Source organism: Ruegeria sp. G5, assembly GCF_056533365.1.
In genome coordinates this window covers 82,311-106,099 of sequence record NZ_JBQFOK010000011.1, presented here as the reverse complement: position 1 = coordinate 106,099, position 23,789 = coordinate 82,311, and the positions used below count along the sequence as shown (strand labels likewise).

General features: G+C 53.4%; 17 protein-coding genes. 5 read left to right on the top strand and 12 right to left on the bottom strand.

Features of this window, described 5'->3' with window-relative positions; all coding sequences use genetic code 11:
- Positions 1-2 precede the first annotated feature (2 nt).
- The 3 genes from ACR0BD_RS17550 to ACR0BD_RS17540 all read right to left on the bottom strand — a co-directional run bounded on the left by ACR0BD_RS17550 (position 3) and on the right by ACR0BD_RS17540 (position 3,331).
- Positions 3-1,361, bottom strand: coding sequence for a TRAP transporter large permease (locus ACR0BD_RS17550; RefSeq protein WP_480832352.1), 1,359 nt, complete (start codon positions 1,359-1,361; stop codon positions 3-5).
- Entirely contained in the window at positions 1,361-2,026 is a 666-nt protein-coding gene (locus tag ACR0BD_RS17545) for a TRAP transporter small permease (protein ID WP_480832350.1), read from the bottom strand. The genes ACR0BD_RS17550 and ACR0BD_RS17545 overlap by 1 nt, the downstream gene beginning before the upstream one ends.
- Positions 2,027-2,092: 66 nt before the next feature.
- The gene (locus tag ACR0BD_RS17540) at positions 2,093-3,331 is read right to left on the bottom strand and encodes a TRAP transporter substrate-binding protein (RefSeq protein ID WP_480832348.1); all 1,239 of its coding nucleotides are present in this window, start codon (positions 3,329-3,331) and stop codon (positions 2,093-2,095) included.
- A gap of 107 nt (positions 3,332-3,438) precedes the next feature.
- Here ACR0BD_RS17540 and ACR0BD_RS17535 point away from each other — a divergent pair, with 107 nt between their 5' ends.
- The 3 genes from ACR0BD_RS17535 (at position 3,439) to ACR0BD_RS17525 (ending at position 9,503) form a co-directional block, all read left to right on the top strand.
- A complete protein-coding gene (locus tag ACR0BD_RS17535) occupies positions 3,439-5,034 on the top strand; it encodes a GMC family oxidoreductase (RefSeq protein ID WP_480832346.1) in 1,596 nt (531 codons plus the stop codon).
- Between the two features lie 368 nt (positions 5,035-5,402).
- The gene (locus ACR0BD_RS17530) at positions 5,403-7,886 is read left to right on the top strand and encodes a response regulator (protein ID WP_480832344.1); all 2,484 of its coding nucleotides are present in this window, start codon (positions 5,403-5,405) and stop codon (positions 7,884-7,886) included.
- A gap of 3 nt (positions 7,887-7,889) precedes the next feature.
- Entirely contained in the window at positions 7,890-9,503 is a 1,614-nt protein-coding gene (locus ACR0BD_RS17525; protein WP_480832342.1) for an adenylate/guanylate cyclase domain-containing protein, read from the top strand.
- Positions 9,504-9,815: 312 nt separating this feature from the next.
- Here ACR0BD_RS17525 and ACR0BD_RS17520 read toward each other — a convergent pair whose 3' ends face one another.
- The 5 genes from ACR0BD_RS17520 to ACR0BD_RS17500 form a co-directional block, all read right to left on the bottom strand.
- Entirely contained in the window at positions 9,816-10,169 is a 354-nt protein-coding gene (locus tag ACR0BD_RS17520; RefSeq protein WP_480832393.1) for a response regulator, read from the bottom strand.
- Between the two features lie 336 nt (positions 10,170-10,505).
- Entirely contained in the window at positions 10,506-12,074 is a 1,569-nt protein-coding gene (locus ACR0BD_RS17515; protein ID WP_480700283.1) for a trimethylamine methyltransferase family protein, read from the bottom strand.
- Entirely contained in the window at positions 12,071-13,441 is a 1,371-nt protein-coding gene (locus ACR0BD_RS17510) for an MmgE/PrpD family protein (RefSeq protein WP_480832340.1), read from the bottom strand. The genes ACR0BD_RS17515 and ACR0BD_RS17510 overlap by 4 nt, the downstream gene beginning before the upstream one ends.
- A 9-nt stretch (positions 13,442-13,450) precedes the next feature.
- The gene (locus tag ACR0BD_RS17505) at positions 13,451-14,611 is read right to left on the bottom strand and encodes a zinc-binding dehydrogenase (protein WP_480832338.1); all 1,161 of its coding nucleotides are present in this window, start codon (positions 14,609-14,611) and stop codon (positions 13,451-13,453) included.
- On the bottom strand, positions 14,553-15,557 hold the full coding sequence (locus ACR0BD_RS17500) for a sterol desaturase family protein (protein WP_480832336.1): 1,005 nt from the start codon (positions 15,555-15,557) through the stop codon (positions 14,553-14,555). Before ACR0BD_RS17500 ends, ACR0BD_RS17505 begins: the two co-directional genes overlap by 59 nt.
- 93 nt (positions 15,558-15,650) lie before the next feature.
- Between ACR0BD_RS17500 and ACR0BD_RS17495 the strand changes: the two genes are divergently transcribed.
- Entirely contained in the window at positions 15,651-16,559 is a 909-nt protein-coding gene (locus ACR0BD_RS17495) for a LysR substrate-binding domain-containing protein (RefSeq protein ID WP_480832334.1), read from the top strand.
- A 170-nt stretch (positions 16,560-16,729) separates the two neighbouring features.
- On the opposite strand, the gene ACR0BD_RS17490 is transcribed toward ACR0BD_RS17495, so the two are convergent.
- The 4 genes from ACR0BD_RS17490 to ACR0BD_RS17475 all read right to left on the bottom strand — a co-directional run bounded on the left by ACR0BD_RS17490 (position 16,730) and on the right by ACR0BD_RS17475 (position 22,326).
- The gene (locus tag ACR0BD_RS17490; protein WP_480832332.1) at positions 16,730-17,833 is read right to left on the bottom strand and encodes a GFA family protein; all 1,104 of its coding nucleotides are present in this window, start codon (positions 17,831-17,833) and stop codon (positions 16,730-16,732) included.
- A gap of 448 nt (positions 17,834-18,281) precedes the next feature.
- The gene (locus ACR0BD_RS17485) at positions 18,282-20,549 is read right to left on the bottom strand and encodes an aromatic amino acid transport family protein (RefSeq protein WP_480832330.1); all 2,268 of its coding nucleotides are present in this window, start codon (positions 20,547-20,549) and stop codon (positions 18,282-18,284) included.
- The gene (locus tag ACR0BD_RS17480) at positions 20,549-21,304 is read right to left on the bottom strand and encodes a MinD/ParA family ATP-binding protein (protein ID WP_480832329.1); all 756 of its coding nucleotides are present in this window, start codon (positions 21,302-21,304) and stop codon (positions 20,549-20,551) included. The genes ACR0BD_RS17485 and ACR0BD_RS17480 overlap by 1 nt, the downstream gene beginning before the upstream one ends.
- Positions 21,301-22,326 carry a HAMP domain-containing protein gene (locus ACR0BD_RS17475; protein ID WP_480832327.1) on the bottom strand — a complete coding sequence of 342 codons (1,026 nt, stop codon included), beginning with the start codon at positions 22,324-22,326 and terminating at the stop codon, positions 21,301-21,303. Before ACR0BD_RS17475 ends, ACR0BD_RS17480 begins: the two co-directional genes overlap by 4 nt.
- Before the next feature lie 739 nt (positions 22,327-23,065).
- Here ACR0BD_RS17475 and ACR0BD_RS17470 point away from each other — a divergent pair.
- A complete protein-coding gene (locus tag ACR0BD_RS17470; protein WP_480832325.1) occupies positions 23,066-23,719 on the top strand; it encodes a response regulator in 654 nt (217 codons plus the stop codon).
- Positions 23,720-23,789: the final 70 nt, after the last annotated feature.

Genomic DNA, 23,789 nt, shown 5'->3' with positions numbered 1-23,789 from the left:
GTCTAGTTGTTTGGAAGCAGGATCAAGGCCAGATTAGGCACCAGCGAAACCAGAATCCAAACTGATAGCAAGGCAACAAGATACGGGACTGTATAGCGCAGCAGGCGGAAATAGGGCACACCAGTCACACCCGATGCGACGTATAGGTTCAGCCCGTATGGCGGGGTGATGAACCCGATTGACGCCCCAACAAGGAAAATCACCGAGAAATGGATCGGATCGACCCCAACTGAAGCTGCAATGGGCGCGAGGATGGGCGCAAGGATGATCGTTACAGGAAGGCTTTCAAGCACCATGCCCGAGAAGAAAACGATCACCATCGACGTAAACAACACGGCATGATACCCGCCCATCGAGGTAACAAAATCACCGATGGTCTGCTGTGCGCCAAGCAGTGACAGGATTTGTTGCATCACAACTGACACAGCAATCAACGGCGCGAGAATGCCGGTTATCTGCGCCGACCGGATCACGATGGAGGGGATTTCAGGGATGGTGAACCCTTCAACCACGAACATTTCGGCATAGGTTTTTTCGGTTGGCGGAATGTTGTTCCGCGCGCCCATAATGCGGTTGATGGGATAGCTGACCAGCCCGGCAATCACGCAGAAGCCAACCGTCACACCAGCAGCTTCGGTTGGTGAAAACTTGCCCGTGTAGATACCCCAAAGAACCAGCCCAATGGCAAAGAACCCAAGCCAGGCTCCAAAGGCGGTTTTCAGGATGCGGTTAAATTGCAACGGGATCAGGTACCCCCAACCATTCATGCGGCAGATAATCCAGCAGGCCAGTTGCATTCCTATGACCATCAAGGCACCAGGCAGAATACCCGCCACGAACAGTTCCGAGATCGGCAGGTTCATCAGGAACCCGTAGACGATGAAAATAATCGACGGCGGGATGATGATCCCAACCGTACCGCCTGCCGCTGCGGTTGCGGCGCTGAACCGTTCGTCATAGCCACCCTTGACCATTTCGGGGTGCAGCATCGACCCGATTGTCGCGGTTGTTGCCGAGTTCGAGCCGGAAATGGCCGCGAACAGTCCGCAGGCCCCCAACGAGGCCATGGCTAGCCCGCCGCGAATCCAGCCCAAACAGGCATAAGCAAAATCGCTCAGCCTGCGGGCTATACCGGATTTGTTGATCAAGTCCCCTGTCAGAATGAACAGGGGCATCGCCAGCAGCGCGAAACCCTTGTTGAATACGTTCAGTAGCTCGGCCCCCATATTGTCCAGCGTCAGGCCAAGAACAAAAGAACAGCCGATGACCCAGTAACTGATGACCAGCAGAACCGGCACGCCCAACATGAACAAAAAGGTGACCGCTATCGAGATCAGAGTGACCCAGGTTCCGTCCGCCATCAGTCCGACCCAATCACCGCCTGCTGCAGCAGGGGCTTACCCGTTTTCCAGTTTCTGAGATCATCGGCCAGGTTCTGAAACACCCGACCGACCATTAGAAAGAATGACAGCGGGGCCGCCAGCAGGAACCACCATTGCATGATGTTATCGGTCCCCAACACAATCTGAAAATTTGAGGCCGATAACGCCACCAGCCGCGTTGTCGTCACAATGACGATCACTGCAAAGATAAACCACAATACCGCATCCAGTATCAGGCAGGCCAGTTGCGCCCCGCGCGGCATTGCGGTGCGAAATTCAGAAAAACTAAGATGAGTGCGCAGGCGCACGTTGTATGACGCGCCAAACCACGCCATCACCATGAACAAAAGCGGTGGGATGGTGGTCGACCAAGGCTCTTGATCATTGAAAACAAACCGATCAATGACGCCCCAGAAGATAATCAGTGCAATGGCCAGATAGGAATAGACCATGACCGAGCGTTCAAGCTGACGTTCGATGAATGGTACCTTTTGGTAGATCACCATGATCAGCAAACCGCCAAGCGCTGCAATCACTGTACCGACCACCCAAGCCGCGTCCGACCGCAATGCAGTCTGGATCTCGAATGAATCCCGGCTGAGTAAGGCGCTGAAGATCGCACCGATATCTGCCCATAACGACATTAACCCCGTACTCCCAGTCGGTGTTTGGTGGCACCGGCCCCCAAAAGGCCGATGCGGTTTGCTTAATCAGGCCGCGCCCATCCACCAGCGGCGGGGTTCGACATTCTCTGGCAGCATGTCTGCTGGAATCTCGCGCGCGATGTCATAGATTTCCTGATAGGTATCGATGCCGCCCGCCCAGTTGTTCAACCGCTCGCGCCATTGCGCCCAGGGTTCTGGGTTGAAGTTCGGGGCACACATTTCCTCGGCCAGTTTGATCTGATCGTCCGCGAGGAAAGCGGCACGCACACCGTTTTCTGCAAAGATCGTGTTGGGCAACTGCGGGTCCGAGAACCCGACGGTATTCAGCAACGCTGCCTCGTTCGCGCCTTGAATCAGGGCCTGCGTGAAGTACGAGGACTCCATCACCGCATCCTGCAGTTCGCCGCTCAGGCCGTCGAACACTCTGGCTGACATTGACGTATGCTCGGTTCCGCAGAAGAACTTGAGGTTCACCGACTGCGACACGACCGGGGCCATATTGGCATACGCTACGGCCGAGGCCCATGTCTCCGCACCATCGATCAGACCAGTTTTCAATGCATCCAGTGTTTCTTCCCACGCGACGGGCACTGGGTTCAGGTTCAACAGCTGCATGGCGATCCGCCCCAGTTGGGTACCGGTCACGCGGTTCTTTGTTCCAAACAGCTCGTCAAGCTTGGTAACGGTCGGTTTGTCTGCAAAGGTCGATCCCATTTGCAGGCCACGCAGCTCACAATGGGTGAACAGGAACTTCAGGCCATGCCGTTTTTCCAACGGATCACGCAAGATGCGCTGGCTTTCTGGGCTGTAGAAGAAATGATATTGCGCCGCGCGGCTTGGGAACATGTAGGCATAGTCCAGCACGTTCAAATAAGGGGCACCGCCCGCTGAGTTTTGCGTAGAAGCCGCATAGATGTCGACGATACCCTGCTGAGTCTTCTCGACACAGCTCAGCTGACCGCAGATCTGGTTGTCGCCAATGAACTCGATCCGAATCTCGCCATCTGTGCGTTCTTCAAGATCGCGGGCAAACTCGATGGCCCCAGCCCGTTCGATCAACAGGTTGCGGGTGTTGAAGCCGGCCGCACCGAATTTCAGCGTGTGTTTGGGTTCTTTCGAGAACCGCTTTTCATAATTTGATTCAGCGGCTTGCACCAAATTGGCCAAGCTCATTGCGCCGCCAAAGCCGCCAGCTGCCAACAGGGTTGAGCTCATGCCATAGCGGCCTGCCACGCGGAAGAAATCCCGCCGTGAAATTCCACTCAGTTTCCGACCAATCTCCATTGCTATCCTCCCGTATCGCAATTATTGAGACGTTTTGTATCAAAAAATGCTAGTATAGTTCTGGCAATTTGCATAGAGTTTTTTGACGGCTTTGGGAGGAGACGATCATGGAGGTTGATTATGCGGTTGTCGGGGCGGGGTCGTCGGGCTGCGTCATTGCCAATCGCCTGAGCGCTGACCCAAACACGAAAGTTGCCTTGCTTGAAGCCGGTGGACCAGACACGAATCCATGGATTCACATCCCAGTCGGGTACTTCAAAACCATGCACAACCCGTCGGTCGATTGGTGCTATCGTACCGAACCTGACCCGGGCCTGAATGGGCGATCGATTGATTGGCCACGCGGTAAGGTCTTGGGCGGGTCATCGTCGTTGAACGGTCTTCTTTATGTGCGAGGCCAGCACGAAGACTACGACCGCTGGCGTCAGATGGGCAACATTGGCTGGGGATGGGAAGATGTTCTGCCCCTGTTCAAGCGCAGTGAAGATCAGGAACGCGGTGAGGATGCGTTTCACGGTACAGGCGGGCCGCTTTCGGTGTCGAACATGCGCATCCAACGTCCGATCTGCGATGCCTGGGTGGCTGCGGCGCAGGCGGCGGGTTATCCATTTAATCCTGACTACAACGGCGCGGATCAAGAAGGGGTCGGATACTTCCAACTCACAACACGCAAAGGGCGTCGGTGCAGCGCTGCGGTTGCTTATCTGAAACCGATCCGCGATCGGGACAACCTGAACGTAGTTACGCACGCATTGGTGACGCGTGTTGTGCTTGATGGGAAAAAAGCAACGGGGCTGGAATACCGCGACCGCTCTGGCGCGATGCAAAAAGTTACCGTGCGCCGCGAGGTCATACTTTCGGGCGGCGCCATCAACTCGCCCCATATTCTGATGCTGTCGGGCATCGGCGACCCGGATCATCTGAAAGAAAACGGAATTCAACCTGTGCACGCCCTGGCTGGCGTAGGCCAAGAGCTACAGGACCATTTGCAAGCGCGTCTTGTCTTCAAATGCAATGAACCCACGCTGAATGATGAGGTCCGCAGCCTCTTTAATCAGGCACGGATTGCGCTGAAATATGCCTTATTTCGCGCGGGTCCGATGACGATGGCTGCCAGTTTGGCGACTGGATTTCTGAAAACCCGTCCTGAAGTGCAGACACCTGACATCCAGTTCCACGTCCAACCCTGGTCTGCAGACAGCCCAGGTGAAGGGGTGCACCCGTTTTCGGCATTTACAATGTCGGTCTGCCAGTTGCGCCCCGAAAGCCGTGGACAGTTGCGCCTGAACGGTCCAGACCCAGCAGAATACATCAAGATTATTCCGAATTACTTGTCGACCGAGACCGACTGCCGAACCATTGTGGACGGGGTAAATATTGCCCGAAAGATTGCAAAGCATAACCCTTTGGCATCAAAGATTTCGGAAGAGTATCGACCGTCTGCGCAATTGTCGTGTGAAGACTATGATGGAACATTAGACTGGGCTCGCTCCAATTCCGTGTCAATCTACCATCCCACCGGGACATGCGCGATGGGAACTTCGGCACAGGCAGTCGTCGACCCGCGATTAAAAGTTAAGGGTATAGAAAATCTTCGTGTCGCAGACTGTTCGATAATGCCCGAAATCGTAAGCGGGAACACCAACGCGCCTGCAATCATGATTGGAGAGAAGGCGAGTGATCTGATCCTTGCGAATAGTTGAACCGCTTGTGCCACGGTTTTCATCCAGAGCAAAGCCACGCTTCGCTGCAATCTATACATGGTGCAGCATTTGGAACTTTTGGGCTCCGAGCGGGCCTCGGAGCAGACGTAGCAATTGCCCCTGCCCCGCTTGTTACTACCTAACCATCGGCCCTATCCGGACATTCACCGACCGGCCAAATTGCTGCGGTCGCAGCCCGCATTCCTGACATTCGTACAAGGCCGAATTCGCTCGATCGGTACCCGTAGCCTTAGGACGAGGTCATCCGCGATGAACACAATCAACTGCGCATCGTAGATAAACCTTGCCAGATTAAGGCTGCACCTGATTTTGTGACCTGAAATTGAACGGCTTTTGGGGAGAAGCGCGTGCAGGACTTACAAGAACAAGACTACGAAAGCGAGCTACGCATTCATGAAGCGCTGGACGTAGCGTCGACGACGCCTGTATTTGCGCTTTCATTCTTGATGGCCTTTGCCGTGATGATATTGCAGATCGGCCCCTCAAATCTGACGTTACCCGCAATTGCATCCTTGGTCATGTTGCTGATCATGAATGTGATGGGGATGAAAAGCTATTACGCGTTGCGTAACAAGCCGAGGCCCAAATCGATCTCGAAACGGCGATTGAAAGTCATCCTCATCACCTCTCTGATCCTGGGAACAGCATGGGGCAGCTTCAATTTTTTCATGATGCCATATTTGGCACCGCACGAGCAGATGGTTCTGTACCTGTTCGCATTTATCGGAGCATTTGGCGGTTCTACAACATTTTCGCTCAGGGTGTCTTGGGGCTTTTCCAGCCCAGTTCTTTTTCTAACCTGGCTGTCCATGCTTCTTTGGGGGCCGCTGGAATGGTATTTTAACACGCTTACCATACTTGGATCGGTTCTGGTCATTACTCAGCTCACGTTCTTAACCAGAAAAAGTGCGATCAACGGCATCAAGTTGACGCTCGCAAACACAAAGGCGCTGAACGAACAACTTAAGGCCGAAAGCCAGATACGGGAACTGGCGCGCATTCCGGAAGAAAACCCAAACCCGGTGATGCGTATCACCGATCAGGGTGAACTGATTTACGCTAATAAGGCAAGCGCACGGTTGATCGAAGCACTGCACCTGAAAGTTGGTGACCGTGTCGGAACAGGTTGGCGCAAACGCATTGCCAAGGGATTGCTTAAAGATCAACGGGCAGATTTTCAGTATCAGGCTGGTGGTCAGATCTATGCCCTTTTGCTCTGGCCGGTTCCTGAAGGGGGATATGCGAATATCTACGGTCGGGATATAACAATGCAAAAGCAGGTCGAGAGTGAGCTGCGGGTGGCCCGCGACATCGCCGAGACCGCGAACAAGACCAAAAGCACCTTCCTTGCCAATATGAGTCACGAGCTTCGCACGCCGCTGAATGCAATTATTGGCTACAGCGAACTGATGCTCGAAGAAGCCATCGACCAGAATGACGAGGCGAACCTGAGCGATCTGAAAAAAATTCAATCCGCCGGAAAGCACCTGCTTGCGCTGATCAATGACGTCTTGGACCTTTCCAAAATTGAAGCCGGCAAGATGGAGTTCGATCTGGAGACTTTTGACGTCTGCAAGATGATCGACGATGTCAGTGCAACAGTACAACCCTTGGCTGAGAAGAACCACAACACGCTGGAAGTCCTATGTGCCAAGAATATCGGTGAAATGCACTGTGACCTGACCAAGGTGCGGCAGGCGCTGCTGAACCTGCTGTCCAATGCCTGCAAGTTCACTGAAAAAGAAAGGATCACGCTATCAGTTATTCAGTCGAATGAAGCAGATCAGCTGGAATTTTCGGTCGCTGATCGCGGCATCGGTATGTCGCCGGAGCAGGTCGATAGGGTATTCGAGGCATTCACTCAGGCGGATTCTTCAACCACCCGGAATTATGGTGGCACCGGGTTGGGGTTATCGATTACCAAGGCCTTCTGCGACCAATTGGGCGGTGACATTCAGTGCGAAAGCACTCCTGGCGACGGATCAACTTTCACCATTCATTTGCCGCGCATCTGTCGGGATCCGTCAACGGAACAGTCTCAGCACGATGGCCAAACGGCGAACGATCTGAACAGCGATCCAAATGCGCCGCTGGTTCTGTTGGTGGATGACGACCCAACGGTGCATGATCTGTTGGGCCGCCGATTGCGTCGCGAGGGGTATCGGGTTCTGACATCTACCAAGGGCGAAGAAGCGTTGGAGTTGGCGCGAACAACCCGACCGGACGCCATCACACTGGATGTATTCATGCCCGAAATCGATGGCTGGGCTGTTTTGTCCAAGCTCAAGGATGATCCTGAACTGGCGGAAATCCCGGTTATCATGCTGACATTCGCAGAAGATCGCAAAAGGGGGTTGTCGCTGGGGGCCAGTGAGTATCTGGGCAAGCCAATTGACACCGTTGCGCTGCTGAATGCCCTCAAAGAGCATTGCCCAACCGTTTCGACCCCACGCGTGCTGGTGGTCGAGGACGAGGCTGCAACGCGTGAATTGATCTGCCGCGTTCTGGGCAAGGAAGGCTGGCAGATGGACGAGGCAGTCAATGGTTTGGACGCGCTTCGACGGCTGTCTCAATCCGTACCGGACGTGATTTTGCTGGACCTCATGATGCCCGAGATGGACGGTTTTGAGTTTCTGGCGGGTATGAGGAAAAACCCCGACTGGAAAGACATACCCGTTATCATCGTGACTGCCAAAACCCTGTCCAACGAAGACCGCGCGCTGCTGAATGGTTCGGTCCAGACGTTGATCCGCAAGGACGGTGAAGAAATCGAGGCGATTCTCAGCCAGTTGAACGAAATCCTGTCGGCCTCACGATCCGGAGATACGTAAGTTATGAGCCACGAACCTGGTAGTGAGGCTCGACAGGCTCAGGCAATCTGGCTGGCAAATTTGCGCCAGAATCTGATCTCGCCAGTCAGCGCAATAGTCGGGCTTTGCGAGTTGCTTGAAACCGACGCCAGAGGTTCGGGTGTGCGGGAAGTCGCCACAGACCTGGAGCGGATTTCACAGGCGGCGTCCCAGTTGAGCGCGTACGTAGATCAACTTTTGCATCCAGACATGGCGATCAAACTGACCGTCAGCGGTGACGAAGGTGCAAAGCGACTTCGCCACGATCTGCGGACGCCGATGAATGCCATCAAGGGCTATGGCGAGATGCTGCTTGAGGATCTGGATGATCTGAATGCAGGGCATTTACAGACCGATCTGTTGGGTCTGTTGGAACATACAAACGCCTTGTTGGACCAAATCGACACGCTCGCGTCGTTGTCAGACATTTCGTCCGACGACACCTTCCGAATACCAGACGCAGCGCAGGGGGCCGCTGCGATGGTCGCGAACCTTGCGCAAAGTATGCACACGATTGGCCCGCTTACGGACAGTGTCACGCTGACCGGGACCATTCTGGTTGTTGACGATATCGAAGCCAATCGGGACCTGCTCGCCCGTCGGCTGGAACGGGACGGCCATCAGGTTTGGACCGCAGACGGGGGGCATTCGGCCCTGACCATGATATCTCAGCAAACTTTCGATCTGATTCTGCTTGATCTCATGATGCCGGAAATCAACGGATATGATGTGTTGATGCAATTGAAGGGCAACGATGAACTGCGCGATATCCCGGTCATCATGATCTCGGCCCTCGATGAGATCGAGAGTGTCGCGCGCTGTATCGAAGTCGGCGCAGAAGATTACCTATCCAAACCGTTCAACCCAATTTTATTGCAGGCCCGGATCAGCGCCGCGCTTGAAAAAAAGCAATGGCGAGCGCGGGAACGGCTCTATCTTTCTCAGATGGAGGCGGAGAAGAAAAAGTACGAAAGCTTGCTACACAGCATCTTGCCGCAAAAGATCGTGACACGTTTGAATAGTGGCGAGACCACAATTGCCGATCGACGCGACGATGTGACTGTTCTGTTTTCCGATCTTGTTGGCTTTACCGAGATGTCGGCGAAACTGTCGCCCGCGCAAGTCGTTCACTACCTGAACCGAGTTTTTTCCAGCTTCGACGACATCGCCTCAGAACTTGGCGTGGAAAAGATCAAGACAATCGGAGACGCGTATATGGCCGCCGCCGGCGTACCCGATCATCGGGAGAACCACGCTGAAGTGATCGTTGAAATGGCGCATCGGATGTTGTCTCAGGTTGACGCACTGAACCATGAGATGGATTATTCTACGCACATCAGAATTGGCGTCCACAGCGGGCCCGTCGTTGCAGGAATAATTGGGTCGCATCGTTTCCTTTACGATGTCTGGGGGGATACCGTGAACGTCGCCAGCCGTCTTGAAACGACGGGCACGCCGGGTCGCATTCAGGTTTCAGAGGAAACCGCAAGGCGCGTTACGCATCGCTTTGAACTGTCCGACCCCATGGACGTAAGGATCAAGGGCAAAGGCCAGGCGAGAACGTTTCATATCATTGGGCGAAAATCTGATATTGATTAAACTGTAGTACGCACGACTTGGCCCGACGTTTCTGCTCTTTTGAAGCGTAAGAAAGGAGTGTCGATCAATGGCTGGCATTCAGAGAAAGCTCATCAAACCGAAGCTCTGACTGCTGGAAATGGCCCGCATCTCGACAGCGCTTCACAGGCCTGCAAGGTGGTGGGGAGTGCAAACCTTCCGCGATACATCACACATCGCCGTGGATAAGACGATCAGGGCTGCCGAGCCGTCGGACAGCCAAAAAACCGTTCTCAGCACCGATGCCGGAGATGTACGTCCGATCACATCGGAACCACTACAATTAAATCCTCGTCAGGATGACTTTAGCAGCTTCTCCATTTTTTCGAGCAAACGACTAAGCTCGACAGGCTTGGTATCAAAGTCATCGCAACCTGCTTCCAGCGCCTTTTCCCGATCGCTGGCCATTGCGTGCGCCGTCAGCGCGACCACCGGGATTGAGGCTGTCTCGGGTGCTGCTTTGATGCGTCGTGTCGCCTCCCACCCATCGATCCCCGGCAGGCTCATATCCATCAAAATAATGTCGGGACCGGCTTCACCTGCCATGGATACGCCTTCCAAACCGTCCTTCGCAACGACAACGTGAAAGCCTTTGCGTTCCAGCCGCCGCGACAGCATATCCCTGTTCATTTCGTTGTCTTCTACCAACAAAACTTGTGTCAAAATCTCCCCCCACGCCTTTAGACCGCCTACAAGACAGAACCATTCCAAAATCGCGTCAAAAACGCCAACTTTGTCGTAAGACGGAACAAGCCTTTCGCCTAGAGCATTCTTTCATCAATTCAACTTCACGCAACGAGTATTTCATCACCTTCAGTCACCATAAGTTCATAGTTTGAAATTTGGAACGGCCCGCACCGGACCTTGACTCCAACAGCCTTCGCTGCGGTGCGGCCTCCCAAAAGCGGTCATTTGATTTACCATAATCAGCCGTTGCTCAATGCTCCGCTCGACGGAGAGGCAATACTCTGCATGAGCTAAAAGCTAAGTTTGTGCAGACGATGTGATGCCTTGCAAATCGGACCAAGCTTCTCGGATCTCAGGAAATTTGGCCATGATCTCTAAATTCGTTTCTGAGCCAAAAATCGCATCCGCAGGTTGCTCCAAAATATCTCGCGTCTTTTCACGAGCTGTCTCGAGAAGTGTTGGAGTCTCTGCGTCTGCCCAGGCTTGAGGTGTTGCGCGGTCCGCCAAGGCCGGATAGTAGTAGTCGCTTTGCATTCTACCCAAAGTCTGGTCGCTCCCAAGAAAATGACCGGGGCCTCCGAGGCACACCTCACGAATGACGTCAAACGCCAATGCATCTTCGTTGATCTCGAAACCGCGCGTGGCCCGCATAACTGATCCAATGAGGTCGTTGTCGAGCACAAAACTCTCTTTACTTGCGGCAAGCAGTGAGCCGTACATCCCGGCAGCCTCATAAATCAGATTGGCACCCGCCAATGCGCTCAGCAGCTCGGTAATCCCCTTTTCATAACCGGCTTGGAAATCCGGTAACTTGGAGTCGGTCATGCCCGCACTGACCGCGCAAGGTATGCCGTAGTGTTGTGCCATCTGCGCGCAGGCCGCCATGAGCACCCCTTGTTCTGCGCTGCCTCCGGACATCGCGCCGGTCCGAAGGTCGCTGACGAATGGCAGAGCGCCGAAAAGCGCCGGGTGGCCGGGGTTCAATAAATTAACATAGACGAGCCCCGCCAGCACTTCCGCCGTCTGCTGCGCCACAGCACCAGCAAGCGGGGCGGGACTGGTTGCCCCAGCCTGACCGGCAGATACGAGCTTTAAGGGCGTGCCTGTCTCTGCTGCGCACTCAATAATGCCGAGGGCTTCTTCCGCCAATGTGAGAGGGGGAACGATGAAGCATGTTGACACACAGCAAAACGGACGCGCACGCCACGCGGCCTCCCCTCCCGCAATAATGTGGAACATTTCAACAGCGGCACGCATGGTCTCAACTGAACTGAAGGAGGTTCCTATAGGCTTTTTGGTTCCCGCCGCGCACGCATAAGCCGTGTTTAACTCCATCGCATGCGGATCAAGAATATCCCGCGCCACGACTGTGCGTTGGAACATATGAATGTTGGGAAGAGCCTCAGCCAAACGCGCCATATCATACAGGTCGGATAAGGTTGTGTCGCGCACCTCGCCGCTTTTGCTATCCACGATATGCACAGCCGCACCGGATGTACCCAGATGAATGCGCGTTCCAGACGGGTCGAGATCATATTCGGGTGTCTGACCGTGCAGTTTGAAGCCACGGCCAGCGGTTTCCAGAACGCGCTCGACCATCTCTGAAGGAAACAGCAGCCTGCCTGCCTGGGTCACGGACCCGCCAGCGGCCAAAACTGTGTCAACACAGCGGGGCGTAGCACGCGCGATACCGATCTCAGCCAGGATACGCAGCGCCGTTTGATGGATGGCTTCAATCCCGTCTTTGGGAAGTGGACCATATTGCCCGCCTTCGATCCCGGGCCAAATCGAAGTGGTGGGACCTGAACCGGCACCACCTTGCCGCGCCGCGCGCCGCGCGTTGCGCCCTGATCTCACTCTACTCATGAGGCAAATCCTTCTTCGAAAAAGAGGTCAAGTACGGAGGGGGCCTGTGGCCAGTCTTGTAGTTTGGCCATCCAAACCGTGCGCCTGGCATTCGCTTCGGACATCTGACCAAGATTGGCTTTGAACTTGGCCATGACGTCGCGCCCTGACATTGGGACTTCCGGAGCGCCTAAAGGGTACACACAGCGCTCTTCGATGCGCTCGCCTGTGTGTAGAATGACCTCGATACGGTCGGGGTCTTCCGTGCTGTAGTTCAGATCAGGTCTATTCGGACTAAAAGGTTGAAGCTCGCAGCGCGATATCAACTCCGAGACTTTGGGGCGTTTCCAAGCTTCGTTATCAAGATCGGCAAGGGTCAAATCCCCTTCAAGAAGACCCATTGAGACAACAAAGGGTGCGCTGAAGAGTGCTTCTGCGCGCGCCTTCGGTCTGCCGAACGGCAGAACAGCGGCATGGAAATCGGGCATGTGGAGGGTGATTTGCGAAATCTCTTCTGCCTGAATACGCGCGCGGATCTCCAGTGCACAGGTCATAATCCGATGGGTGTAACCGCAGCTTGGCCATGGTTTAAGAACCAGACCATATTCGCTGAGGGCGTATGACTTCTCGAGTTTTTGCAAAACCTGCCCCAAACGGTCTGCGTTGAGCCCACCCATAAGTGCGGCGAGGCCGCTGGGGTGATCCAACACATGAGGCTGAGCACTGAGCCCTGCTTTGGCAAGGCAAGCAGCCTCCACTCCCGCACGTGCCGCAAACCCCGCTTGGACAGGCTTTGCATTTGAGCCGAACTGGCATGTGTACCCGGCGGCGGAACTGCAGGCCAAGGACATGGCTCTTGCCGTCTCAGATCGGTTCAGCCCCATCAAACGCGCGCAGCCCGCGGCCGCACCTATCGCTCCCAAAGTCGCCGTTGAATGCCATCCAGCGTCGTAGTGCTCAAAGTTCAAAGCTTCTCCGAGGCGAGCAATCACTTCAAATCCAGCGAGATAAGCGCGAACCAAGTCCTCTCCTCTCGTGTGCAGTTCCGCCACTGCCAACAGTGCGGGCAGCAACACCACAGTCGGGTGAGTGTTACCGGGGATTTCCCAATCGTCGAAATCCAATGCGTGCCCAGCGACTGTGTTTAAGAATGCCGCATGTGGTCGTGAAAACCGCTCAAACGATCCTACAACACGCGAGGGTCCTCCCACTCCCATATTTGCGACTGCCAAACGGCAGCGTTGCGCGACGTCTGTCTTTGCCCCGACAATCATGCAACCAAGCGTGTCGATAACACCGTTCCTGAGAATGGCCGTGGTTGTCTGATCTGGGGTCAATGCGTCCTCAGACACAAATCTTGCAAGACGGGTGAGTGCGGTCCCGATCATCTCACTGCTCTAGTCGAACAAGATGACACCGCGTCCGGGTTTTCCGGCCAGCATGTCATCAATTGCTATGTTAATCTGACCCAGCCGGTAGCGGCGACCGATCAGCTGGTTGATGGGCAGATCACCGTCCAAATAGTGCTGACCATACGCCTTGAAGTCTCGGGTCGTACAGCAAGAGCCAAAGATCGATCCTGTGACGTTGATCTCTGCCCTTGTGATCCCGGTGGATGGCAAGTCAATCGTCGCGTCGTTGGCGTCCATCCCAACAAAGGTCACCTGTCCTCCGGGGCGACAGCAATCTATGGCGGCGCGCTGTAATATCCGCTTTCCGACGGCTTCAAAGACATGATCCGCCCCATGTTCAGTAAGGGCTCGAATAGCCGCACCTACGTCTTCCTTTGCATTCACGAAATGGGTAGCCCCGAGCTCCCGTGCCTTGCCTTCAGCCTCGGGTGACACGTCAATGGCAATAATCTGCGCAGCACCCGCAAGCTTTGCGCCCATAATGATTGAGAGCCCAACACCGCCTGCTCCGATCACTGCGACGTTGTCTCCGTTCGCAACCTTAGCACGGTTCAATGCAGCCCCGACGCCCGTGGTGACAGCACATCCCAGAAGAGCAGCGATTTCAAAGGGAACAGCCTTGTCGATCTTCACGCAGCTCACCTGCGGCACGACCACGGTGTCAGCCCAACAAGCAAGCATCGACAAGTGATAAAGCGATCCACTTGCATTCGAAAACCGGCAGGAGCCATCCAGCATGGTTCCTGCCCAAAGTGACTCTTTATAAGCTTGGCACAGGTGGGTTTGTTCGTTCTTGCAGAAGAAGCACTCCCCGCAATAGGGGATCCAGCTGAGCACGACGTGATCGCCTATCTCGAGGCCCTCGACGCTCTCGCCCAAGGCTGTGACCGTACCTGCGCCCTCATGTCCAAGAACGACGGGCAATTTGTGACCGGCTTGGCCTGACATGACGTGATAATCAGAATGGCAAACCCCAGCCGCCCCCATGCTAAGGCGCACTTCACCGGGCCCTGGCTCTGCCAATTCAAGCTGTTCAACACGAAGAGGTTGACCGACACCGTACATGACTGCAGCCTGCGCTTTCATATCATTGCCCCAAACGGCGTTTGCGGTCGCGAATACGCCGCGTGGCTTCTGGTGTGCCATTGTGGAACGAGCCAAAGACAACGTCCCATGGCACTTCGGCTGTGCCATAATTGCACTCGAAGTAACGGTGATGCAGCTGGTGGAAGAAATCCCCAAGCGCCATGCGTTTGCGATCTTTGATAAACAGCTTCTCAAATCCGGCATGCGAGACTGCGGGATTCAGCGCCAGATTGTACAGGTGAAAGATCACGTGGATCGGGTCGGACGGGACTGTAAAATGGACCAGAACAGACGAGAAGTAGCCGAGGTGTTCGAGCGGGTGCATCGACATACCCGACCACGGACCAACGTTGACGTTGCGATGATGGAGCGAATGCACCCGCTTGTAGATTGGTGGCCAGTGCAGAAGGCGGTGTATCCAATAGAAGTGGAAAGAAGCCCACAGAGGGATCAGTATGAGCCAGACGACTGACCAGATCGGCGCGCTGCCAAAGCTGACGACAGGCGCAAACCCATTGGCAGCGCACCAGAAGTACAGCACTTCGTAGATCGTCCAAATTGTCACCCCCGAAGCAAGGGACCAAAAGACATTGTCGAAGACCTGATTGCGGAAGGTGAAATTGCGATTGTTCACAGCCAGGTCGCGGATGTCGAACTTGGTGGTCTCTCCTTGACCGCGCCAGCGCCAGAGCCAAAGGTGTAGACTTCCGGCGACCAAAACGAGCAAAGCCGTGTTGCGGGCCCAAATCGTGATGATCCAGGTAAAATCCAGCGTCTGCATGGCCTCCCAAGTCGGTTGAGTGAACCACCAGACCGCAATGGCAAGCCCAAGCTCGACCACTGTTGATGACAACGCCAGCCAATACGAGGCAAGCCACTTGAACGCTTGCGTCGGCCGGGGTGGCCAAGCAAAAACCGGGCTCACAGGAATAGGCATAGCAGGATTCCACGCCCACTCTTTGGCACCGCCTTCCGGCACGGATTGATCTTTGGTCTGTTCGTTCACTCTTCAGTACATCCGAAATTCAGCCTCACTGCGTCATTTTTGGGCTTTTGCGGGCCTGATGAGAACGCCTAAAAGAGCTATACATACTATTCCATGAGGGAATACGCGTTGCCTAGGTTGAACTGGAAGTTACTCACGGCCTTTGAGGCCGTTGCCCGGCATCTAAATTTCACGCGTGCCGCGAGTGAATTGAATGTGCAGCAGCCCTCGATCAGCAGGCGCGTTGCGGAGCTCGAAGCAGAAATCGGGGTTAAACTTATCGTTCGTAAGCGTCCCGCTGCAACGTTGACGGCTGAGGGAGATCTCCTCTTCAAAGCAATCTCCGGCAGCATCACTCAAGTCGCGGAAGCTATCGACCACATAAAGGCCCAACCTGATCGGAACGTTGTGGTAGTGAACACGACGATTGGGTTTGCCAGCTGCTATTTGATGCAACGCTTGGCGAGTTTTCGAACTGAACACCCAGACATCGCTATTGAACTCGTTTCCCGAGATCAAAACGAAACCTACCGAACAGTCCAGTCTGACGTGTTGATCCTTTTCAACGATCCAACCCAGCTCCCAGAGACGCTTAACGTATCGATCTTCTCTGAACAGCTGGTGCCTTTCGCAAAGCCCGGTGCGTTTTCAAACGTCGGTGATGCGCTGGAAGACCTGGCGCGACTGCCCTTGCTGCACCTTTCTACCGGAGTGCACGCTAACGACTGGGAAACGTATTTCGGAGGAACCGACATATCGTTACCTGTCCCTCGATCCGAGCAACGATTCACCTCATTCATGGTGTACCTCCAAGCTGCAATGAACGGTGATGGTGTGATTCTCGGCTGGGAAACACTCTTTCAAAGTTTGATTGATCAAGGACAACTGGTGCGCGTGGCGAACAAGAGCGTCGGAACCGAACGAGGATACTTCGCCTGTTTGACGGAGAGAGCCTCGAAAAATACCACCGCCAAGAAAGTGTGGGAATGGCTGGGCTCTCTTTCCGAAGGCGCGCCGCGATAAGGACAAAACCTAAGGAAACTCCACTTCCGCGGCCAGTAACTAGGAAGCGATCCTGAGACTATCTTGATCACGACTAGCCGACGCCACAGTCACAACCCGCATTGCGGGTTTTCGCCGCGTGCGCAAAATCTCAGGTTGTTCGTAATTAACGTATGCGAACAATGCTGCCGCTACTCATTTTCCTTTCCTTGATCAGTCTTCTTTCCTTCTAGCTTGTTAGCAACGCGATCCTCCGAAAAAGGTGGGGTCGGTCCGGAACTTGGCTCGCCCACAGCAACCCAACGAGATGCCATGCGCGGATCTTCTTCTGTTCTAATTCTGGGTAAGTCGTCGTGTATGTCGACCCAAGGGATTTGACTTTCGACGCCATAGTGAAGCTCAGGCGGAAAATCAGCTGGATTGTCGAGCGTCCCCACACGGATCGAATAGTATCCGATATCTTTGATGTCGGTATAAATGCTCGTCCCGCAATTTTTGCAAAACGCGCGCTCAGAAAGCTTTGAAGAAGCGTATAAGCCCGGTTCTTCGCCTTCGAATTCCACATTTGGCTTCTCGAAAATCGCCCACGCATTCAATGGCGAACCAAGAGCCAGTTGACAGTGTCTGCAATGGCAAAAGCCAACGGCCACTGGCTGAGACCAAACTTGGTAACGAATTGCTCCGCAAAGACATCCACCTGCAGTTACCGGTTCACGTCTGGCAGCTGTGAGGAAGGGCCAGCCAATCGGCTTAGTCTCTTCTTTTGTGGCCGTCAAAGTCGAACGATAAGCGCGGACAGGCTGAACAATGTTTTTTAATTTTCGATGACCGAGATCTACAAAGGCATGCTCAATTTTGTCTTTGACCTGATCAAACACACCGCCCGAGATACAAAGCTCACCTGGATTGGCAATTTCTTGAAGGCGTGACGCTTGGTTCACGCCGTCCCCAAAAATGTCATCGCCAATGACAACAATGTCGCCAATGTTTACGCCGATGCGAAAAGTTATCTTCAAGTCGTCAGCTATGCCGGCTTCCCGTTCTGCAATGACTTTTTGAACTTCCAAAGAGCAGGCAACCGCATCTACTGCCGTTGGAAACTCAATCAATAGGCCGTCACCCATTGATTTGACGACACGCCCGTCATGCGCTGCGACCCGGCGCGAAACGATGCCGTCGAAGCACACTCCGAGCCGCGCAAGAGTTCCCTCTTCATCAATTTGCATGAGACGCGCGTAACCAACGACATCGACCGAAACGATGGCAGCAAGCTTTCTGATCTTCGGCTTTGGCATTTCGGCAAGTTACGTCAGATTCGAGAAGTCGCATAGTGTGCATCGTTAACAGGGATGTTTAAGATCTTGCTTGAAGACTTGGCACACAAACATGCGATTTACGGCCATCGTGAGTTCAAAGCGGTCTTTGTGCAGAAATAAGCAAGCGCCAGCTTTGCGAACGATAGCTGACCTATCCAGCTGCGGCTATTGCGACGCGGCATTTCCTCACACCAGCGGCACCGCTTTTGTTGCAGCTTGGCCCGTGTCGTGTTTAGGGTCGTTCTCAGGGTACATCTAACACACTGTCTCGATACCGCAGCCGCAGTCCCTACAACAGACATTCGCTGACAGAGAAAAAATCTAAGGTAACCGATAGAAAAGAACATTTGGAGTGACGGTGGATGGGCCCACTTGTCAGGTAAGTCACTCCGTCCCAACGTTACTGAGCGCAGAAAAAGTGGCTAGTTCACGGGCTGTTATAAGCATCATCACATCGAAGCTTAAGAATTTTTTTGCCTGCCTGGCTAGGTTCTCGGAATAGCTGATTAAGTTGCCCAACATTGACCTCGCCGGACTGGCCCGATACCTGAATCACGTTAACCGAACCTGAAATGACACGTTTTTCAAAGAACCTGTTAATATGGAAGGCCTGTATCGCCATCTGAACGCCTCCGGGGCTCGAGAAGCTGATGCTCAATTCCGAACATTCCGAAAACCTCTCAGTCGTGAAGTTCCATCTCCCTCCGACGACGCTTGTACCGTTCTGGTACTCGCATAACGATGTGAATTCGATTGGCTCACCGTTCGTGCTTACGTGGATATTCAAATGGTCACCGGTCTCTTCGTAATGATGTAATTCGACCAACAGAAGAGGTTTAAATTTTCCGGCTTTGAAAGCTCCGAGCACGCAAATCAGCAGCATCCCGGAAGTTCCAAAAGCAAGCGTTTGGAATACGGGATCGGACCAGATGAGTACCCCGTGCAACAAAAGGCTGGAGAAAAACAATAATGCGATAAAGCTTAACACCCAGGGGTTGGAAAACACCCAAGGAAGTCTTGCACCTTCTACGGCACGTCCCCGCCGGCGGCTTGCGATCAGCAACAGGACCGGGAAAACACCTGCCAGGATCGGAGTCATCAGCACCCCATTCAGTTCCAATGGCTTAATGAAGGACTGTTGCCCGGTTAAAAAAGACCATTGGACATAGGCAAAAATGCAGATGATGGGACTAAGAGCCACAACGTTTTCAAAAACTGAACGCGAAATCCGCCCACTGGAGGTGGTCGTCAAACGTGGTTTCAACCCGGCGATCACCTCTCGGGCCATGTTGTAAATACCCAGTGAAAAATGAACCGATGACATTCCCAGGCCAAGAATGACAAAGACGGTGCCAAGAACGTATACGCCAAGCCCTGCTTTCTCGGCCAGCGGCACAAGCACTGTTCCAGTTTCGGACTTCAGTCGTGCTGGGTCAATCGCGCTTCCTATCGTGATAACCCAAACCGAATAGATGATGATGGCAACGCACATTGCGGCCATTGTGCCAGTTTTCAGGGATCGTCCATCCGGGTCGCGGCGCAGCACGGCCTGCGCGCAATTGCTGACTGAGACGTGCCCAAAGTACGAGGTCATGACGATACCAAACGCCAATTGGATGATTGAAGGGTCAAACGGTTCGTTAAACAGAAAGAGTGCGTTTACACTTGTTGCATTCGAAACATCGAAATACCGCAAGGCAACCACTGAAAGGATGATCAGGATAGAAATGTTGATAAATCCGATCACCAACGCCGAAGAAACCGTTCCAATCAGAGATCTACGCAAGACAAGACAAACACCAAAGCCAAAAATGGCGACGACCCAAAGTGTATTCGGCAGGTGGGTAATAGCACCCAGTGTCGACCCAAACCCGGTGTAATAAGACACCAAAATGTTGCAACAAAAGAAAAACAGGGACAGACGCGCAATCAGCGCTGCGAATGGTCCAAGAAACTCTTTGACCAACTGCCCGATGAAAGCGCTGCCAAATGTGATCTGACCGTTTCGCGTGGATGCCTCGGCAAGATAGCCAACCGTCAAAAGGTTCACCGCACCAAAGACAAGCAGCATCATCAATCCGGCCAAGGGCCCGATGGTTGCAAAAGCGATAGGAAGCGCCAGAGTGCCTGCGCCGACGACTTCGGTCAGTGTCAAGGCGAACGCCGTCCAAAAAGGCGGCAGGTCTTCCAAATATGAACTCAAACGCTCCCACGCCCACCGAAGCTGGACAAGAGGATTCGCGGTCTGCTTGAAGACAGTGATAAAAGGTTGCCCCATACGTGATGCATAGGCCGCCTGTACTTCGGGTCGAGCAAGCCCCAAAGCCCGGGAGGTATTAGGAATGTTTCTGCGGCGAAAAGCATATCTTTGGCTCAGAAGGTACGCCAGTTCTGCCCTAATTTCGGGGCTTTCCGGGACAAGATCCTGCCAATCAGTCGCGGTCCGCTCGAGGTTAAAGACCGAGACCTTGACGTCATCATTAACGCTCTCGCAGATCGCCGAAAGGTAGGTCTGGTTTCGTGTCTCAAGGGCGCTTTCCGTCGCGAACGGAGAATTAACGCTACCGCGTTCCAACACGATACGGGCTGCCCGAGCCTCTATTAAAGATAGAACGCTGCGCGCACGTCGGTTAACGCCACCTTTAAAGCCGACCAACACCTCTTCGCGTGATATCAGCTTACCCGCTTCCATCATCAATCACTCAATTTGACAGCGAGGGATTGATAAAGCCGCGTCAGGCTATGGTCCGGATAGACAGATGAGAACACCTGCCGGGAGGCCAGACTCATCATTTTTGCGCAATAGGGTAGGACTGTAACGTCGTCGATATCATAAGTCTGTTGAACCCGCGTCTTCACCTCTTCGCGCGCAAGCGTTGCGGGCACCTTGTTTACCACCAAAGACATATTAGGCACGTCCAAAGAGCGCGCGACTTCGACCGTAACACCAGTCCCCTCATAGTCTTGGTGATCGGGTCGCATGACGATGACAAGCGCATGCGAAACCGCTATGGAAAACAATGTCTCTTCGTTTAGGCCCGGATGAGTATCGATAAGCAGCAGGTCTAGTGAAAGCTCATTTATCAGCTTTCGAAACCCTCCGGTTAGCAGACTGACATTGTACCCTTCGCGCAAGACATCAACGATTTCGTTGGTCTGCGCACTGGAAGGGATCAGGAAAATACGGCCTGAAACGGGCTGCCCAAGACTTTCGGTGACATCATGGGCTGCCTCTTCAATCTTTCCTTTGCCCCAAAGAAAATCGTTAAGAGACTTGGTAATGTCCCTACCCTTCATCCCAAAGAGAATGTGGACGCCGGGTGACTGAATATCGGTATCAATCACACCGACCCGTTTCCCCATCATCGCCAATTGTGCCGCGAGGTTTGCGGTTGTATTCGACTTTCCGGTGCCACCACGGAAAGAGTGAATCGAAACTATCTTACTCATGGTTTACGCATTTCCGACCTTCGATCCGCCCTGCCCGGTTGAGATGTGTGCGTCTTGTTTGCAGAAACGGAACCCTCAGCGTACATCGACGCTCGAAGATCGCTAGCGCGCGCGCGCAAGTCCTTAAAGTAATCCGTGCCAGTGATGCTTTTGATCTGCTCTTTCTGGCGGGTTTCGTCGATCTGGATCTGTAACGTTTGGACCCGGTGTTTCAGTCTTTGTTCACGCTGGGAGACATCCCTAGCCGTCAGAGCCACAAGATCTAGCAAATCGGGTGTGAAATCCTCGGGCTCTATGAATTCGGCATCGGTAAGGATTTCGGCATGTTGAAAGTTCCCGATTGCTTGGTTCAATTGGTGACTGATTTTTGCAAGTTCTTCAGTGCGTTCCTGAACCCGTTTGTCCAGTTCGTCTCGAGCCGTGCGCAACGCGGTTTCGTTAATTTGTTTAGCGCCATGCAATTCATTGAATGCTGCAACGACGGCACCTATTTCGTCGCGGCTGCGCCACTCGACAGGTAAATGAAGTCCGTTCGTGCGTGCAGCCTTGATTGAGCGCAACAATCTTCGCAAAGGAATTCCGATTATCCGGTGATGAGCCACTAAAGTCGCCCCGATTACCGACACCAGCAGGACCATGGCCAACCCTAAAGCTAACCATAACCGGAAAATTGATTCCGTTCTCGTCAGCGTATCGCCAAGCGCGACGGTAAGCGTGCCGATCCTGATAGCTTCATCATTCTGGAAGTGAACGATGTTGTGGTTAGCAACATAGAGCTGACGTTCGAACAGACCTGTATCACCAATCGAAGCGACAAGACCGCCCTGATTGTCGAATACGGCTGCAGCCAGAACATCGTCATCTAGTGCCAAAGCCGACAAGGAAAGCGCAAGCTGGTCGTCAGCCAAGTTCCACAGCGGATCGGATAGCACGGCACTTTGAATCGACACCAGCTTGCCCAGTTTCGTGCGTAGTCTTTGTTCGGCCGCGTTTCGCGCGTTGTATTCGACAACCGCAAACACTACGGTGAGAGATAGCAATAGTGATGGTATTACAAGCGCCAGAAATTTGGACCTGATAGAGAGACACTGAAATTTTTCTCTTAAAACTGAAACCAATTCTACACCTGTTTCCTATGTAGAAACATCAAACCAAGGCCAATAAGATGTGAAAGCCGCCCTAGTCGCTCAGTCCCCAAAACCACTAGGGGCTATAATGGACGATACAGTGTCGTCTTCGATGATCGCCACTGGTTCGAAGTCTGGTAGGTTAAAAAAGGGACCGATTGGTATGGGTAAGGTTATCGCAACCGATCCTGACAGGAAGAAACCAGGATTGAATGCAAAAAAAGATCAATCCGCCGGACTATCCGGTTATTTGAATTGCATTTTCCCGTCCCCTCCCAATCGGCCATAATTCACTGATCGACGACGACGCAAAATGTAGTAAGCAGGCGGCCATCAGATCGCAAAACCACTTTGAGATCACGAGTCGAAGGCTGTTAGCTTCGTCGCTCATCCCGAAGTTTACGTAGGGTACAGTGTCGCGAAACCGTAGCCACAGCCTATCCCATACAAAGGGGATCGCAGCTAAACGCAACATGTGTTTTTCTTGTTCGGCACGCCAGTTTGTTGCGGCATTCAACTTGAACGGGAATGAATTTCAAGGCGAAATATCTGAATCCAATTTTGTTAGTTTTAAAGAACCGACAGAGCATTTGGCTTGCAGCCATGACTGAGAGTACAGTTATGAAGAAAAGCTATGACCGATAGTTCCATACGCATAATTCTGGTTGAAGACGACCCGGCAATGCGCCAGTCGCTGATCAACAGTATTGAAACCGAGATCGACTTCACAGTCGCAGCCCAATGCGCAACTTTTGCAGAGGGTGCCTCTGCTGTCGCCAATCTGACGGCAGATGTTCTTATTACCGATTTGAAATTGCCGGATGGCCATGGGTTTGACCTCATACGCCTGGCACGAAAACAACTGCCAGATATGGAGATTATGGTCATTTCGGTCTTGGGAGATGAACACAGCGTAGTCTCCGCCATTTCTGCAGGCGCGTCAGGCTTTATTCTAAAAGACACACATACGCTGGATATCGTGAAATCTGTTCGTCAACTGGCAGCTGGCAGTTCGCCTATCTCAACATCCGTGGCACGTTTCATTATCCAGATAGTGCAGCAATCCCAAGTCTCCGAACAAACCGACGACCTTCTTACAGAACGCGAAATGGATATTTTGTGGGGGATCGCAAAAGGGTTTACTTACAAAGATGTTGCAGAGAAGCTTGGTATGTCGAGCAATACAGTTCCGACACATATCAAAAACATCTACCGCAAGCTCGAGGTAAATTCCCGGGGTGAGGCGGTATTCGAAGCCATACAGCGTGGGTTGATCAGTATCTCTTGAATAACGCGTACCGTCCCAGTTCTACTTTTGATCACCCTGCCGCAATGATCTTGTGGTCTTTACTAGTTGC

Coding starts and splice junctions, on each gene's coding strand:
- ACR0BD_RS17550 (WP_480832352.1), bottom strand. CDS start 1,361: ATGGCGGACGGAACCTGGGTCACTCTGATCTCGATAGCGGTCACCTTT.
- ACR0BD_RS17545 (WP_480832350.1), bottom strand. CDS start 2,026: ATGTCGTTATGGGCAGATATCGGTGCGATCTTCAGCGCCTTACTCAGC.
- ACR0BD_RS17540 (WP_480832348.1), bottom strand. CDS start 3,331: ATGGAGATTGGTCGGAAACTGAGTGGAATTTCACGGCGGGATTTCTTC.
- ACR0BD_RS17535 (WP_480832346.1), top strand. CDS start 3,439: ATGGAGGTTGATTATGCGGTTGTCGGGGCGGGGTCGTCGGGCTGCGTC.
- ACR0BD_RS17525 (WP_480832342.1), top strand. CDS start 7,890: ATGAGCCACGAACCTGGTAGTGAGGCTCGACAGGCTCAGGCAATCTGG.
- ACR0BD_RS17515 (WP_480700283.1), bottom strand. CDS start 12,074: ATGAGTAGAGTGAGATCAGGGCGCAACGCGCGGCGCGCGGCGCGGCAA.
- ACR0BD_RS17510 (WP_480832340.1), bottom strand. CDS start 13,441: ATGATCGGGACCGCACTCACCCGTCTTGCAAGATTTGTGTCTGAGGAC.
- ACR0BD_RS17505 (WP_480832338.1), bottom strand. CDS start 14,611: ATGGCACACCAGAAGCCACGCGGCGTATTCGCGACCGCAAACGCCGTT.
- ACR0BD_RS17495 (WP_480832334.1), top strand. CDS start 15,651: ATGAGGGAATACGCGTTGCCTAGGTTGAACTGGAAGTTACTCACGGCC.
- ACR0BD_RS17490 (WP_480832332.1), bottom strand. CDS start 17,833: ATGCCAAAGCCGAAGATCAGAAAGCTTGCTGCCATCGTTTCGGTCGAT.
- ACR0BD_RS17485 (WP_480832330.1), bottom strand. CDS start 20,549: ATGATGGAAGCGGGTAAGCTGATATCACGCGAAGAGGTGTTGGTCGGC.
- ACR0BD_RS17480 (WP_480832329.1), bottom strand. CDS start 21,304: ATGAGTAAGATAGTTTCGATTCACTCTTTCCGTGGTGGCACCGGAAAG.
- ACR0BD_RS17470 (WP_480832325.1), top strand. CDS start 23,066: ATGACCGATAGTTCCATACGCATAATTCTGGTTGAAGACGACCCGGCA.